The organism is Rhizobium sp. PP-F2F-G48 (assembly GCF_004342335.1).
Classification (GTDB): domain Bacteria; phylum Pseudomonadota; class Alphaproteobacteria; order Rhizobiales; family Rhizobiaceae; genus Ferranicluibacter.
This window is the reverse complement of sequence record NZ_SLVH01000001.1, coordinates 235263-248067: the sequence shown is the minus strand read 5'-3', so window position 1 is coordinate 248067 and position 12805 is coordinate 235263. Positions and strand designations below refer to the sequence as shown.

Here is a 12805-nt window from a genome sequence, read left to right as displayed (position 1 = left end):
GCGGGCGCGAGCCTCAGCTCATCCAGTTTCCGCCGTCGACATTGTAGGTCTGGGAGACGATGTAGTCGCTGTCGGACGAGGCGAGAAACACGGCCATGCCGGTCAGGTCCTGCGCCGTGCCCATGCGACCGAACGGCACTTCCGCGCCGACGAGCTTCTTCTTCTCGCCGAGCGGCCGGTTCTCGTATTTCGCAAACATCGCGTCCACGCCGTCCCAATGCTCGCCGTCCACGACGCCGGGGGCGATGGCGTTGACGTTGATGCCGTGCGGGATGAGGTTGAGGCCCGCCGACTGGGTCAGGCTGATGACCGCCGCCTTGGTCGCGCAATAGACCGCCACCAGCGCCTCGCCGCGCCGTCCGGCCTGGCTCGCCATGTTGATGATCTTGCCGCCGTGCCCCTGGGCGATCATCTGCTTGGCGGCCGCCTGCAGCGTGAAGAGCGTGCCGGAGACGTTGATCGCAAACAGCCGGTCATAGCTCTCGCGGCTGATCTCGGCGATCGGCGCAAGGTCGAACAAGGCCGCATTGTTGATCAGAATATCGAGCCGCCCGACCTTCTCGACGACGGTCGCGATGGCCGCATCGATCGACGCCTGCTGCGTCACGTCGATCTCGACCGGATAGGCCTGAGATCCGAGTTCCCTCGCCGTCTCGGTGGCGCGGGCGAGGTTGATGTCGGCAATCGCCACCGTCGCGCCTTCGGCGATATAGGCTTCCGCGAAGGCGCGGCCGATCCCCCGGGCCGATCCGGTGATCAGCGCACTCTTTCCTTCAAGACGTTTCATCGGATCGCCATGCCCTTCTCGTTGAACTTGTGAATGCGCGCCTCGTCGGGCGTCAGATAGACGGTGTCGCCGTGCTGGACGGGCACGTCGCCCGCGATGCGCGCGGTCACCTGGCCGATGCCCTCGACCAGAATATGCAGGAACGTGTCGGCACCGAGATGCTCGGCGACGCTGACCCTGCCCGTCCACGTGCCGCTCTCGCGCGACAGCTTCAAATGCTCCGGTCGCACGCCGATCGTGTGGGCGTCATAGCCGCTGGCAAAGGCACCGGTTGCGAAGTTCATGCGCGGCGAGCCGATAAAGCCGGCGACGAAGATGTTGTTCGGCCGATGATAGAGATCGAGCGGCGAACCGACCTGCTCGATATTGCCGGCATTCAGCACGACGATCTTGTCCGCCATGGTCATGGCTTCCACCTGGTCGTGGGTGACGTAGATCATCGTGGTCTTCAGCTGGTTGTGCAGCTCGCTGATCTCCAGTCGCATCGTGCCGCGCAGAGCGGCATCGAGGTTGGACAGCGGCTCGTCGAACAAGAAGGCCGAGGGTTCGCGCACGATGGCGCGGCCGATGGCGACGCGCTGGCGCTGGCCGCCCGAAAGCTGGCCCGGCCGGCGGTCGAGATAATTGGTCAGGTTGAGGACGCGCGCGGCCTCCGTCACCTTCTTGTCGATCGCGCCTTCGTCCATCTTCGCCATCTTCAGCGGAAAGGCGATGTTGTTGCGCACCGTCATATGCGGATAGAGCGCGTAGGACTGGAACACCATGGCAAGGCCGCGCTTGGCGGGCGCCTCGTTGGTGACGTCGCGGCCGTCGATCTCGATATGACCGGCCGTCGCATCCTCCAGCCCCGCGATGATCCGCAGCAGCGTGGACTTGCCGCAGCCGGACGGCCCGACGAAGACCACGAATTCGCCGTCCTTGATTTCGAGGTCGATGCCCGGAATGACCGTCGTGGCGGCGAAACTCTTCGAGACGTTCTTCAGACGTATATTGCCCATGGTGTGCGCTCCCGCTCGTCTTGTCGTTATCTTTGTTGAACTGCTACTTCACGGCGCCGAAGGTGAGACCCCGCACCAGCTGCTTCTGGCTGAACCAGCCCATGATCAGGATGGGCGCGATGGCAAGCGTCGAGGCTGCCGAAAGCTTCGCCCAGAAAAGGCCCTGCGGAGACGAGAACGAGGCGATGAAAGCCGTCAGCGGCGCCGCGTTCGTGGTCGTCAGCCGGATCGTCCAGAAGGCTTCGTTCCAGGCGAGGATGATGTTGAGAAGCATGGTGGAGGCGATGCCCGGCACCGCCATCGGGGTCAGCACATAGGCGATCTCGCCCCAGAGGGAGGCGCCGTCCATGCGGGCGGCTTCGAGGATCTCGCCCGGAATTTCCCGGAAGTAGGTATAGAGCATCCAGACGACGATCGGCAGGTTGATCATGGTCAGCATGATGGTGAGGCCGAACCGGCTGTCGAGCAGGCCGAAATCGCGGAACAGCAGGTAGATCGGCACCATGACGGCGGCAGCCGGCATCATCTTGGTGGACAGCATCCACATCAGGATATCCTTGGTGCGCGGCGTCGGCGAAAACGCCATCGCCCAGGCGGCCGGCACCGAGATCAGAAGCGCCAGCAGGGTCGAGCCGACCGAGATGATCACCGAATTCAGGAAGAACTTGAAGTAGTTGCTCTGCGCCTGCACGGCGGCATAGCTCTCGACGGTGCCCGACGGGATCAGGTTGAAGCCCTGGATCGCTTCCGTCTCGGACTTGAACGAGGTGATGATCGTGTAGAGGATCGGGAAGAAGATCACCAGAGCCACGATCCAGGCGAGCACGGTGAAGAAGACGGTCCTGCGGGTCGAAACGGCGCGTGCCATGATGGTGCTCCCTACTTGTCGAGGTTCTTGCCAACGGCGCGCATCAGGAAGAAGGCGACGATGTTGGCGAGGATGACGGCGATGATGCCCCCGGCGGATGCGCCGCCGACGTCGTAACCGAGAAGGGCCGTGCGGTAGATCAGGAACGGCAGGTTGGTTGAGGCATAGCCCGGACCGCCATTGGTGGTGACGAGGATTTCCGCATAGACGCCGAGCAGGAAGATCGTCTGGATCAGGATGACCACGGTGATCGAGCGGGCGAGATGCGGCACGGTCAGGTAGATGAAGCGGTTGACGAAATTCGCCCCGTCCATCTCGGCCGCTTCCTTCTGTTCGCCGTCGAGCGACTGCAGGGCGGTCAGCAGGATAAGCGTCGCGAAGGGCAGCCACTGCCAGGCGACGATGACGATGATGGAAAACAGCGGATACTGCCCGAACCAGTCGACCGGCTGAACACCGAAGAAACGGCTGATATCGGCAAACACCCCGTATTGCGGGTGCATGATCATGTTCTTCCAGACGAGGGCCGCGACCGGCGGCATCACGAAGAACGGCGAGATCACGAGGATGCGCACGATCCCCTGCCCCCAGACCGGCTGGTCGAGCATCAGCGCGATGGCGATGCCGCCGATGACGGTGATGGCGAGGACGCCCACGACGATGATCAGCGTGTTGAAGATCGACTGGAAGAAGGCGGGATCGGAATAGAAGAACTGGTAGTTGAACAGGCCGGCGAAGCTGACATTGCCCGGATTGAGCAGATTGTAGTTCTGGAAGGAGAACCAGAGCGTCATCGCCAGCGGCACGATCATCCAGATCAGGAGCAGGCCGACGGACGGCGCCATCATGAACCGGGCAAGGCCTCGGGTATTCTGCGTTGCCATGGATGGACCCTCCCTCTGGTGTCGCCGGCTCTGCCTTCCGCAAAGGCGGAAAGGGTGGCGTTTTGTTGTGTGGGTTGTGTGGTGCAGTGCGCGGGGCTGGCCCCCTCATCCGCCTGCCGGCACCTTCTCCCCGCTTGGCAAGGGCGAAGGGCACTCGGAGTTACCGGGTTGTGCGTCCCCTCTCCCCGCAAGCGGGGAGAGGGCGAGGGTGAGGGGCAACCCACGCCTGAAGCGTGAGAGGCAGCCCCAACCTTCAGGTCAGCTTACTTGATGTAGCCGCCGCGCGTCATTTCGCGCGTTGCCGCCGTCTGTGCCTGGGCAAGCGCATCGTCGACCGACATCTGGCCGGCAAGGGCTGCCGAGAACAGCTGGCCGACGGTGGTCCCGAGGCTCTGGAACTCGGGGATCGCCACGAACTGGACGCCAACATAGGGAACGGGCTTCGTCGAAGGGTTCTTCGGGTCGGCCGCGTTGATGCTTTCGAGCGTCATCTTGGCGAAGGGTGCCGCCTTCTGGTACTCGGCGTTCTGGTAGAGCGAGGTGCGCGTGCCCGGGGGAACGTTGGCCCAGCCTTCCTTCTGCGCGACGAGGTCGAGATAGTGCTTGCTGGTTGCCCAGGAAACGAACTTCTCGGCCGCTTCGGCCTTCTGCGTGCCGGCGGGGATGGCGAGGTTCCAGGCCCAGAGCCAGTTGCCGCGCTTGCCGAGACCCGTGTCCGGCGCCAGCGCGAAGCCGACCTTGTCGGCAACCGTCGAGTCCTTCGGGTTGGTCACGAAGGAGGCCGCCACCGTGGCGTCGATCCACATGCCGCACTTGCCCTGCTGGAACAGCGCCAGGTTCTCGTTGAAGCCGTTGGAGGATGCGCCCTGCGGGCCGGCATCGTTCATCAGCTTGACATACATGTCGAGCGTGGCCTTCCACTCGGGCTGGTCGAACTGCGGCTTCCAGTTCTCGTCGAACCAGCGGGCGCCGAAGGCGTTCGAGGTTGCCGTGAGGAACGCCATGTTCTCGCCCCAGCCGGCCTTGCCGCGAAGGCAGATGCCGTTGATGCCGGTGGCACGGTCGGTCATCTTGCGGGCCGCTTCGTTGATGAACTCCCAGGTCGGCGCGTCGGGCATCTTCAGCCCGGCCTTCTCGATCAGGTCCTTGCGGTACATGACCATCGAGCTTTCGCCGTAGAACGGTGCGGCATAGAGCTTGCCGTCGGCGGTCAGGCCCGACCGGATGGCCGGCAGCAGATCGTCGACGTCGTAGTCGGCGCCGAGGTTGTCGAGCGGCAGAAGCCAGTTCTGCTTGGCCCAGATCGGAACCTCGTAGGTGCCGATGGTCAGCACGTCGTACTGGCCGCCCTTGGTCGCGATGTCGGTGGTGACGCGTTCACGCAGCACGTTTTCTTCCAGAGTCACCCATTCGAGCTGGATGTCGGGATTGGCCTTGGTGAAGTCGTCGGTGAGTGTCTGCATCCGGACCATGTCGCCATTGTTCACCGTCGCGATGGTGAGGGTCTCGGCCTGGGCCAGACCGCCGGAAACGGCAGCAATGACGAGTGCTGAGCATGCGCCCAGCAGTGATGTCTTCAAATTCATGATCTTCCTCCCAGAAGAGTAATGAGCATTTGCCTCGCTCACGGGCAATTACTCATTTTCAGGGCGGACTTGTCAATCGCATTCGTTGCTGCAGCGCCGAACACGCGGCTAAGTCATCGGAAGGACTGACAATTTTTTGACATATTTGCTCAAGGTGCGAGCAGATATTCAGCCGTTTCCTCGTCCGTGATGACGCCGTTGATGAGTCCGCCGCGCAAGGCGGCCCGCAGCGCGAGGTGCTTGCGCCGGCCCTTGGCCATGCCGATCAGCGTCGTGGTATCGCGTGACGGCAAGGGAACGCTCGCCACCCGCTTGTTGATATCGCCCGAGATGAGCTGTCCGTCGCCGTCGAACATCCAGCCGCAGATTTCGCCGGCCGCCCCTTGCTCCACCAGCTTGGCCATCTCGTCATGGGCCAGAAACCCATCCTGGCAGAGCGGCGCATCGGTGCCCACTTCGCCGATGCCGACGAAGGCGATGTCGGCCTGCGTGCCGAGGCTGAGCGCCGACTGCACGAGGATCTGCTTGTGCAGCACCTCTCGCTCCTCGGCCGAGGACACGATGACCGGCAGGGGCATGGGGAAATGCCGCGCCTTGACGGCGTCGGCCATGGAAAAGATGACGTTGTAATAGGCGGCAGACCCGTCGACGCCGATATTGCCGGTCAGCGAGACGATGCGATGCTGCGGACAATCCATCGCCGGCAGCTGGTCGATCGCCGCCTTCAGCGTCCGCCCGGTGCCGATCGCCATGATGATCGGCTCGCTCGACTTCAGCCAGCGCTCGATCTCGGCCGCCCCGGCCTCCGCAATGCCGACGGTGGTAGAAGAGGATGTGGGATCGCTCGGAACCACTTCCGCCTGCCGCAGCCCGTAGCGTTCCTTCAGCCGCAGGCCGAGCTCCATGCAGGCGGCGATCGGGTGGTCGAGGCGGACCTTGATCAGTCGTTCGGCCATGGCGAGCGACACGAGCCGCTGCGCCGACTGGCGCGAGATGCCCATCTGCCCGGCGATCTCGTCCTGCGTGCGCCCCGCGACATAATAGAGCCAGCCGGCGCGTGCCGCATCGTCGAGCCGTGCATTCGCTTCCGGTCTGCGTGCCATTCCATGCCTCTCCCAAGGTCCAGCGGGAAACCGAAGTGCTGACACCTTTTGCCGCGACCTGTCAATCGACCCCGCGCCTTGGAAAAGACCGAAAATGGGTCCTGAAATTTTACCGTTTGATCAAGAAATTTTCCATGTTAGCCTTCGCTGATCGTGCGGTTGCCATTGGGAGGAAAACATGGGAACGACGGACTCCGGAATGATCGGCGGGCGCCTGACGCCCGGCCAGTACGAGGCGAACTTCGCGGATCTGCATCCGCGCCTGGACGAGCACGAGGCGCTCGTCGCGGCCGATCGCTGTTACTTCTGCTATGATGCGCCGTGCATGACGGCCTGTCCGACCTCCATCGACATTCCCCTCTTCATCCGGCAGATCGCGACGGGCAATCCGATCGGCTCGGCCAACACCATTTTCGACCAGAACATTCTCGGCGGCATGTGCGCCCGCGTCTGTCCCACCGAAACGCTGTGCGAGGAGGCCTGCGTCCGCATGGAGGCGGAGGGCCGCCCGGTCGCCATCGGCCGGCTGCAGCGCTACGCCACCGACATCGCCATGGCGGAAGATCGCCAGTTCTACGAACGTGCGCCCGCAACGGGCAAGACCGTGGCCGTCGTCGGCGCCGGACCCGCAGGTCTTGCCTGCGCCCATCGCCTCGCCGTCAACGGCCACGACGTCGTCGTCTACGACGCGCGCGAAAAGGCGGGCGGGCTGAACGAATACGGCATCGCCACCTACAAGGCGACCGACGACTTCGCGCAGAAGGAGGTGGATTACGTGCTCGCCATCGGCGGCATCGAGATCCGCAACCGTCAGATGCTCGGCCGCGACATCAAGCTTTCCGATCTCCTCGCCCGCCACGACGCGGTTTTCCTCGGGATGGGCCTGACCGGCGTCAATGCGCTGCGCGCGGAGGGCGAAGCGGCCGAAGGCGTGGCGGATGCGATCGACTTCATCGCGGCCCTGCGGCAATCGCCGGGCAAGACCGACATCCCCGTTGGTCGCCGTGTCGTCGTGATCGGTGGCGGCATGACCGCGATCGATGCGGCGGTCCAGGCGAAACTTCTGGGCGCCGAGGAGGTTACCATCTGCTATCGCCGCGGCCGCGAGCACATGAACGCCTCGGCCTACGAGCAGGATCTCGCGACCTCGCGCGGCGTCACCATCCGCCACTGGCTGCAGCCCCGGCGCATTCTCGCCGGTGAAGACGGCAAGATCGCCGGCATCGAGCTGGATTACACCGCCGAAGCGGACGGACGCCTCATCGCCACCGGCGAGACCGGCGTGCTTGCGGCCGATCACATCCTCAAGGCGATCGGCCAGACGCTGGAGGCCGATGCGCTCGGCGTCGTCGCGCTTCAGTCCGGCCGCATCCTCGTGGACGAGGAGGGACGAACGTCGCTCGACCGCGTCTGGGCCGGCGGCGACTGTCGTCTCGGCGGCGAAGACCTCACCGTCTCGGCCGTTGCCCACGGGCGGGACGCCGCCGAATCGATCCACCGCACGCTGATGGCCGAACGCCATCCGTCTACTGCCGTCGCTTGAGGGAGATGAACCATGGCTGATCTGCGCAACAATTTCGTCGGCATCAAATCCCCCAACCCGTTCTGGCTTGCCTCGGCACCGCCGACCGACAAGGCCTACAATGTCGAGCGGGCCTTCAAGGCCGGCTGGGGCGGCGTGGTCTGGAAGACGCTCGGCGAGGACGGCCCGCCGGTCGTGAACGTCAACGGCCCGCGCTACGGCGCCATCTGGGGCGCCGATCGCCGGCTCCTCGGCCTGAACAATATCGAGCTCATCACCGATCGCGACCTCTACACCAACCTGCGCGAGATGAAGCAGGTCAAGATGAACTGGCCCGACCGCGCCCTGATCGCCTCGATCATGGTGCCCTGCGAGGAGGAAAGCTGGAAGGCGATCCTGCCGCTGGTCGAGGAAACCGGCGCCGACGGCATCGAGCTGAATTTCGGCTGTCCGCACGGCATGTCGGAGCGCGGCATGGGCGCCGCCGTCGGCCAGGTGCCGGCCTATATCGAGATGGTCGTGCGCTGGTGCAAGCAATATACCCGCATGCCGGTCATCACCAAGCTGACACCGAACATCACCGACATCCGTCACCCCGCCCGCGCTGCAAAGGCCGGCGGCACCGACGCCGTGTCGCTGATCAACACCATCAACTCGATCACCTCGGTCAATCTCGACACCTTCGCACCCGAACCCTCGATCGACGGCAAGGGCAGCCATGGCGGCTATTGCGGCCCGGCGGTCAAGCCGATCGCGCTCAACATGGTGGCCGAAATCGCCCGCGATCCGGAAACGCAGGGCCTGCCGATTTCCGGCATCGGCGGCATCACCACCTGGCGCGATGCGGCGGAGTTTCTCGTGCTCGGGGCCGGCAACGTGCAGGTCTGCACCGCCGCCATGACCTACGGCTTCAAGATCGTGCAGGAGATGATCACCGGGCTCTCCACCTGGATGGATTCCAAGGGCCACCGGACGCTCGACGACATCACCGGCCGCGCCATTCCGAACGTGTCGGACTGGCAGTATCTCAACCTCAACTACATCGCCAAGGCCCGCATCGACCAGGATGCCTGCATCAAATGCGGTCGCTGCCACATCGCCTGCGAAGACACCTCGCACCAGGCGATCACGCAATATGTCGATGGCGTCCGGCATTTCGAGGTGATGGAGGACGAGTGCGTCGGCTGCAATCTCTGCGTCAACGTCTGTCCCGTGCAGGACTGCATCACCATGGTCGCCCTGCCCCCGGGCACGCTGGACGAGCGCACCGGCAAGGTGGTCGATGCAACCTACGCAAACTGGACCACGCACCCCAACAACCCGATGTCGCGACAGGCGGCGGAGTAACGGGAGAGCGATCGACGGAGCGCGACCGGTTCGTCGCGCTGCCATCCTGACCTGCCGCGCAACAAGCCGGCAGGCAGGAGGTCGATAGGCTCAGAGCGCCATATCCGGAACGCGCTTCACGTCCGCGGACGGCAGGGCGGCCGGTGCGGCGGTGCCGATGGCCGGCGGTGCGATGGCGAGCTGGAGTCGCTCGCTCGTCGCGGCCCAGGCGAGCGCCAGCGCCTGCGGGTTTTCGTTGAGCTTCGTGCCGTAGCTCGGCACCATCGCCTTCACCTTGGCCTGCCATTCCGGCGTCGCCAGACGCTCGGCAAAGACCTTCTTCAGAACGTCGAGCATGATCGGCGCCGCCGTCGAGGCGCCCGGCGACGCGCCGAGAAGCGCGGTGATCGTACCGTCGGCCGAGGCGACAATTTCCGTGCCGAGCTTCAGCACGCCGCCCTTTTCAGGGTCGCGCTTGATGATCTGCACCCGCTGCCCGGCCTGCCACAGGCGCCAGTCCTCGCCCTTCGCCTGCGGGAAATACTCGCGCAGGGCGGCAAGCCGATCCTCGTCGGACATCAGGAGCTGGCCGGCAAGATATTGCACGAGGCTGAACTCGTTCATGCCGACCTGCAGCATCGGCCAGATATTGTCGAGCGTCACGGACGCGGGAAGGTCGAAATAGGAACCGTCCTTCAGGAACTTGGTCGAGAAGGTGGCGAAGGGGCCGAACAGCACGACCTGCTTTCCGTCCAGCATGCGCGTGTCGAGATGCGGCACCGACATCGGCGGCGCACCGACGGACGCCTGACCATAGGCCTTGGCCAGATGCCGGTTGACGATCTCGGGCTTCTCGCAGACGAGGAACGACCCGCCGACCGGGAAGCCGGCATAGTCGTCGGCCTCGGGAATACCCGACATCTGCAAGAGCGGCAGCGCACCGCCGCCAGCCCCCAGAAACACGAACTTCGCGTTGATCACGCCCTTCCGGTCGCCGGTCCGCGTGTCGGTATAGCTGACGCGCCAGGTGCCGTCCTCGTTGCGGGCGATCTCCTGCACCTCGCTTGAGGCGGTCAGGGTGAAGGTCGGCTGGGTCTTCAGATGCGTGACGTACTGGCGGGTGATCTCGCCGAAATTGACGTCCGTGCCGAGCGGCGACCAGGTGGCGGCCAGCGGCTGGGCGCGGTCGCGGCCCTCCATCATGATGGGGACCCATTGCGCGATCTCGTCATGGTCGCGCGAGAATTTCATGCCCGAAAACAGCGCGCTCGCCTTCAGCGCCTCGAAGCGCTTTTCCAGGAAATCCGTGTTGTCGTCGCCCCAGACGAAGCTCATATGCGGCGTCGAATTGATGAAGGAGCGCGGGTCCTTCAGAACGCCGCGATCGACCTGATGCGCGAGGAACTGGCGGGAGACCTGGAAGGATTCGTTGATGCCGACGGCCCGGCTGATATCGACATTGCCGTTCACATCCTTCGGCGTGTAATTGAGCTCGGCAAGCGCGGAGTGGCCGGTGCCGGCATTGTTCCAGCCGTTCGAGCTTTCGAGCGCCACGTCGTCCAGCCGCTCGATCATCTCGATCGACCAGGATGGCTCCAGCTCGTTGATCAGCACGCCGAGCGTCGCGCTCATGATGCCGCCGCCGACGAGGAGCACGTCCACCGTCTTCTCGGGCGCAAGAGCCCAGCTGGGAATGGAGGACAGGGTCAGGGCGGCCGCGCCGCCTGCCGCCGAACCGAGAAGGTGCCGACGGCTTATGGCCAGATGCTGCGAAGTTCCCGAACGCCGAGCGCTGCTCTCTGTCTTACTGGCCATGTCAACCTCACGTCTTGTTAGTCCCCCCAGGATCGCCGTATAAGCGAAAGCTTTTTTATGACAAGGCAATTTGTCGCAGTGCGAAGGGTTGCGTGATCGAACCTGCAGTTGCAGGCCATCGACCTCGCCTCGCCCGTGCGTCACAATTCCCGCGTTGCTACGCGTCCCAAACTGGCCGATAAGCATCCGGTGATCAACGGATCGAACCGGAGACTGCTTGAAACGCGATCGTTCGAAGCTGCGCAAGCGCCTGCATATCTGGACCGGCGTGTGTCTGGGGCTGTTCCTGCTCACGCATTTCCTCAACCACGCGCTCGGTCTGGTCTCGATCGACGCGATGGAGCGCGGGCGCGATGTCTTCAACGAGATCTGGCGCAGCCTGCCCGGAACCATCGCCCTCTACGGCTCGCTCGCCGTGCATTTCGTGCTGGCGCTCGATGGGCTCCGGCGGCGCCAGACGCTGCGCATGCCGCTGCGCGAAGCGTTGAAGATCGGGCTCGGACTTGCTCTGCCCTTCCTTCTGGTCAGCCATGTCACCGTCACCCGCATCGACTGGATGCTGTCGGGCTATTCCGCGGATTATCGCGATATCCTGCCGCGCCTCTGGTCGCGCACCGGAAGCGCCGTCTGGCAGTCCGCAGCCCTCATCATCGCCTGGGCGCATGGCTGTCTCGGCTTCTGGTTCTGGATGCGCGGGCGTGACTGGTATCCCCGCGCCGCCTTGCCGCTTTATACGCTGGCCCTTCTGATTCCGGTCCTGTCGCTGCTCGGCTTCGTGGTCGCCGCCCGAACGGTCGGCCCGGCCATGCCGTCGAACGCCTGGTTCATGTCGGGCCGCACCGATCCCGCGCTTCTCGCCGATATCCGCCAGGGCATCTTCCTTACCCTTGCCGGTTCCATCGGCATCACGCTGCTCTGGCGGTCCTTTCCCATCCGCGGCAAGGTCCGCATCCGCTATCCCGACGGCAAGGTCCTCTCCGTCGCGCGCGGCTTTTCCGTGCTCGAAGCCAGCCGCTCGGCCGGCATCCCCCATCTCTCCGTCTGCGGCGGGCGCGGCCGCTGTTCGACCTGTCGCGTCCGGGTGACGGACGGGCTGGAAGGCTTGCCGCCACCCAGCGAAGGCGAGCGCCAGACGCTGATCCGCATCCGCGCCGGCGAAAATGTCCGCCTCGGCTGCCAGCTTCGGCCCACGCACGATGTTTCCATCGCGCCGGTTCTGGGCGCCGAGAATGTCGGCGTCCGTCCGCAGATCGGCGAGGATGTGGCGGCCGGCCGCGAACGTCGCATCGCGGTGCTGTTCTGCGATCTGCGCGATTTCACGCTGCTCACCCAGCAGCAGCTGCCGTTCGATACGGTGTTCCTGCTCAACCGCTATTTCGAGACGATCGGCGAAGCGGTCGAGGGCTCCGGCGGGGTCATCGACAAGTTCATCGGCGATGGCGTCCTCGCCCTTTTCGGCCTGACCGGCTCGATCGAGGACGCCTGCGCCAATGCGCTGGAGGCGACGGCCCGCGTTGCCCGCGGAATCGAGACGCTCAACCGAAACTTCACGAGCGAACTCGACAAGCCGCTGCGGATCGCGATGGGTATGCATGCGGGATCGGCGATCATCGGCCATATCGGCTATGGCCGCGCCTCCTCGCTGACGGCTGTCGGCGACACGATCAACGCGGCGAGCCGCCTCGAGGGCTTTGCCAAGGAATACGACGCGCAGCTCGCCGTGTCCGCCGACGTCATCCGCTATGCCGGGCTGAAGCTGGAGGATCGCGAGAGCTACGACATCGCCATTCGCGGTCGCAAGGGGACGCTGGAAACCCTGATCGTCGACAATGCCGAGGAGATCGGCACCCTGCTGGCGGCCGCGCGCCAGAAAAAGGATGCCATCGCCAAAGCCGTGCGCACCGGCGCCTGATCCG

10 protein-coding genes are annotated in these 12805 nt (G+C 64.6%); 3 read left to right on the top strand and 7 right to left on the bottom strand.

Annotation, left to right across the window (positions count from 1 at the left end):
• Nucleotides 1-13: 13 nt before the first annotated feature.
• The 6 genes from C8J36_RS01125 to C8J36_RS01100 form a co-directional block, all read right to left on the bottom strand.
• The gene (locus tag C8J36_RS01125) at nt 14-787 is read right to left on the bottom strand and encodes an L-iditol 2-dehydrogenase (protein WP_132531701.1); all 774 of its coding nucleotides are present in this window, start codon (nt 785-787) and stop codon (nt 14-16) included.
• A complete protein-coding gene (locus tag C8J36_RS01120) occupies nt 784-1785 on the bottom strand; it encodes an ABC transporter ATP-binding protein (protein ID WP_062592015.1) in 1002 nt (333 codons plus the stop codon). Before C8J36_RS01120 ends, C8J36_RS01125 begins: the two co-directional genes overlap by 4 nt.
• A 43-nt stretch (nt 1786-1828) precedes the next feature.
• Complete coding sequence (locus tag C8J36_RS01115; RefSeq protein ID WP_062592014.1) at nt 1829-2653, bottom strand: carbohydrate ABC transporter permease; 825 nt, start codon at nt 2651-2653, stop codon at nt 1829-1831.
• Nucleotides 2654-2664: 11 nt separating this feature from the next.
• Nucleotides 2665-3537 (bottom strand): sugar ABC transporter permease, encoded by an 873-nt coding sequence (locus tag C8J36_RS01110; protein ID WP_132531698.1) that lies wholly within the window; start codon nt 3535-3537, stop codon nt 2665-2667.
• 263 nt (nt 3538-3800) lie between these two features.
• A complete protein-coding gene (locus C8J36_RS01105; protein ID WP_062592010.1) occupies nt 3801-5123 on the bottom strand; it encodes a sugar ABC transporter substrate-binding protein in 1323 nt (440 codons plus the stop codon).
• A 149-nt stretch (nt 5124-5272) separates the two neighbouring features.
• A complete protein-coding gene (locus C8J36_RS01100) occupies nt 5273-6226 on the bottom strand; it encodes a sugar-binding transcriptional regulator (RefSeq protein ID WP_062592007.1) in 954 nt (317 codons plus the stop codon).
• Between the two features lie 178 nt (nt 6227-6404).
• Here C8J36_RS01100 and C8J36_RS01095 point away from each other — a divergent pair, with 178 nt between their 5' ends.
• Both C8J36_RS01095 and preA read left to right on the top strand, forming a co-directional pair.
• Nucleotides 6405-7769 carry an NAD(P)-dependent oxidoreductase gene (locus C8J36_RS01095; protein WP_132531695.1) on the top strand — a complete coding sequence of 455 codons (1365 nt, stop codon included), beginning with the start codon at nt 6405-6407 and terminating at the stop codon, nt 7767-7769.
• Between the two features lie 12 nt (nt 7770-7781).
• Nucleotides 7782-9095, top strand: coding sequence for an NAD-dependent dihydropyrimidine dehydrogenase subunit PreA (gene preA / locus C8J36_RS01090; RefSeq protein WP_132531692.1), 1314 nt, complete (start codon nt 7782-7784; stop codon nt 9093-9095).
• A gap of 90 nt (nt 9096-9185) precedes the next feature.
• On the opposite strand, the gene mqo is transcribed toward preA, so the two are convergent.
• Complete coding sequence (gene mqo / locus C8J36_RS01085; RefSeq protein WP_132531689.1) at nt 9186-10889, bottom strand: malate dehydrogenase (quinone); 1704 nt, start codon at nt 10887-10889, stop codon at nt 9186-9188.
• 217 nt (nt 10890-11106) lie between these two features.
• On the opposite strand from mqo, the gene C8J36_RS01080 reads away from it, so the two are divergent.
• Nucleotides 11107-12801 carry an adenylate/guanylate cyclase domain-containing protein gene (locus C8J36_RS01080; protein ID WP_132531686.1) on the top strand — a complete coding sequence of 565 codons (1695 nt, stop codon included), beginning with the start codon at nt 11107-11109 and terminating at the stop codon, nt 12799-12801.
• The last annotated feature ends 4 nt before the right edge of the window (nt 12802-12805 follow it).

Excerpts from the sequence above, each read along its gene's own strand:
- C8J36_RS01115 (WP_062592014.1), bottom strand. The coding sequence starts at position 2,653 with ATGGCACGCGCCGTTTCGACCCGCAGGACCGTCTTCTTCACCGTGCTC.
- C8J36_RS01100 (WP_062592007.1), bottom strand. The coding sequence starts at position 6,226 with ATGGCACGCAGACCGGAAGCGAATGCACGGCTCGACGATGCGGCACGC.
- C8J36_RS01110 (WP_132531698.1), bottom strand. The coding sequence starts at position 3,537 with ATGGCAACGCAGAATACCCGAGGCCTTGCCCGGTTCATGATGGCGCCG.
- mqo (WP_132531689.1), bottom strand. The coding sequence starts at position 10,889 with ATGGCCAGTAAGACAGAGAGCAGCGCTCGGCGTTCGGGAACTTCGCAG.
- C8J36_RS01095 (WP_132531695.1), top strand. The coding sequence starts at position 6,405 with ATGGGAACGACGGACTCCGGAATGATCGGCGGGCGCCTGACGCCCGGC.
- C8J36_RS01120 (WP_062592015.1), bottom strand. The coding sequence starts at position 1,785 with ATGGGCAATATACGTCTGAAGAACGTCTCGAAGAGTTTCGCCGCCACG.
- preA (WP_132531692.1), top strand. The coding sequence starts at position 7,782 with ATGGCTGATCTGCGCAACAATTTCGTCGGCATCAAATCCCCCAACCCG.
- C8J36_RS01125 (WP_132531701.1), bottom strand. The coding sequence starts at position 787 with ATGAAACGTCTTGAAGGAAAGAGTGCGCTGATCACCGGATCGGCCCGG.
- C8J36_RS01105 (WP_062592010.1), bottom strand. The coding sequence starts at position 5,123 with ATGAATTTGAAGACATCACTGCTGGGCGCATGCTCAGCACTCGTCATT.